The following is a 1,191-nucleotide window of genomic DNA, read 5'->3' on the forward strand; positions in this document are numbered from 1 at the left end:
CCGCTGAACAAAAGCGTTAGATCTAATAACTTTCCAGTATTAAAGAGTAGCAGGTATGAGTGGAATCACGATAAATGATGAATACATAAACGAGTTACGTGAGCAGTTCAAGAAATGGGCTGATTTTTTAAATATGGGCTTTGGGCTTGTATCATTTACTCTTGCGCTTACTTGTCTCGGTACGAAAACTCCGGTGCTGAACGCGTGGTTTTCACTTATTGTCGTAGCATTCATCCGATACAAGGGGAGTCACATTTTCCCCGCGGAGATCATTCGCTTGCGAAAGGCTGCGAAGCTCGACCAGAATGCACGAATTGTTCTGAACGGTTTAAGCAAGGAGTTTCTGAGCGTCAAAGCGATGATCCTCGGCTACCCGGTTTTTCTCATTGGCTATGTGCTTCTCTGCATTATCGCAGTGTCTCCATTGCTGATACCGGTCATGCCAGCGCTGGGATCATACGTTGGAATCTAACAAAGCCAGGCACAGCGACGGCCTTTTCGTTGCGGCTTCGCCTTCACTACAAAGCCGCGCGTGCTGGCGGCGTTAGCGAGAAAAGAGAATGTACTTCATGAAATATTTCCAGTTTCTTATGCTAGCTGTATTGAGTACTGCAGCATCCGCAAACAACTACCCCTCATTTCTAGATGTGACTATCGGTCAGCAATTTGACCATCCTGATACGCTGTCTGGGAAAGATACAAATCGACCTGCAACTCAGTTCCGAGTTCCAAACTACGGCCCTACTCAGAAGTACTTTCAAGAGTTCTCGGTTACTTATCTGAATTCAACCAACGCGGTATCAATAGTTACGGCAGAGGTGGTTCAGCAAAGCCTGCAAGCCTGCGAAGAAGCCAAGGCTGATGTGGCCAAGCTGGCTAAAGCCAAATACCCATCGCACCAGCCAACCCCTGAGGCTGCCAGCCAGCTTGGTGGTTATGGTGAATTCTCTTCAGCAGGGGACAATACTTACTATGTCATCAAGTGCTACCGCTCTGGGGGGCCATTTTGGATCCTGCAATTTCAGCTTAGAGGCATTGAGCAAGATGCACAGCTAAAAAAGGCGTGGGGAGAATTCTTTGGTAACTAAACTCGCTAACAAGGCACAGCAGTCGCTCCCGTTGGTCGCTGGGACCGTCAAAACGCTGCGCTTTTTTGCCGTCCCCTGTGTGCGGCGTTATGAAATCCAATCT

General features: G+C 48.1%; 2 protein-coding genes. Both read left to right on the forward strand.

All coding sequences use genetic code 11. From position 1 onward, the window contains the following. The first annotated feature begins 55 nt into the window (after nucleotides 1–55). Nucleotides 56–472 carry a hypothetical protein gene (locus ADIMK_RS17725; RefSeq protein ID WP_036190974.1) on the forward strand — a complete coding sequence of 139 codons (417 nt, stop codon included), beginning with the start codon at nucleotides 56–58 and terminating at the stop codon, nucleotides 470–472. 97 nt (nucleotides 473–569) lie between these two features. Then, the gene (locus tag ADIMK_RS17730) at nucleotides 570–1,088 is read left to right on the forward strand and encodes a hypothetical protein (protein ID WP_156042991.1); all 519 of its coding nucleotides are present in this window, start codon (nucleotides 570–572) and stop codon (nucleotides 1,086–1,088) included. Nucleotides 1,089–1,191: the final 103 nt, after the last annotated feature.

This window comes from Marinobacterium lacunae (genome assembly GCF_000705555.1).
Lineage (GTDB): Bacteria > Pseudomonadota > Gammaproteobacteria > Pseudomonadales > Balneatricaceae > Marinobacterium_D > Marinobacterium_D lacunae.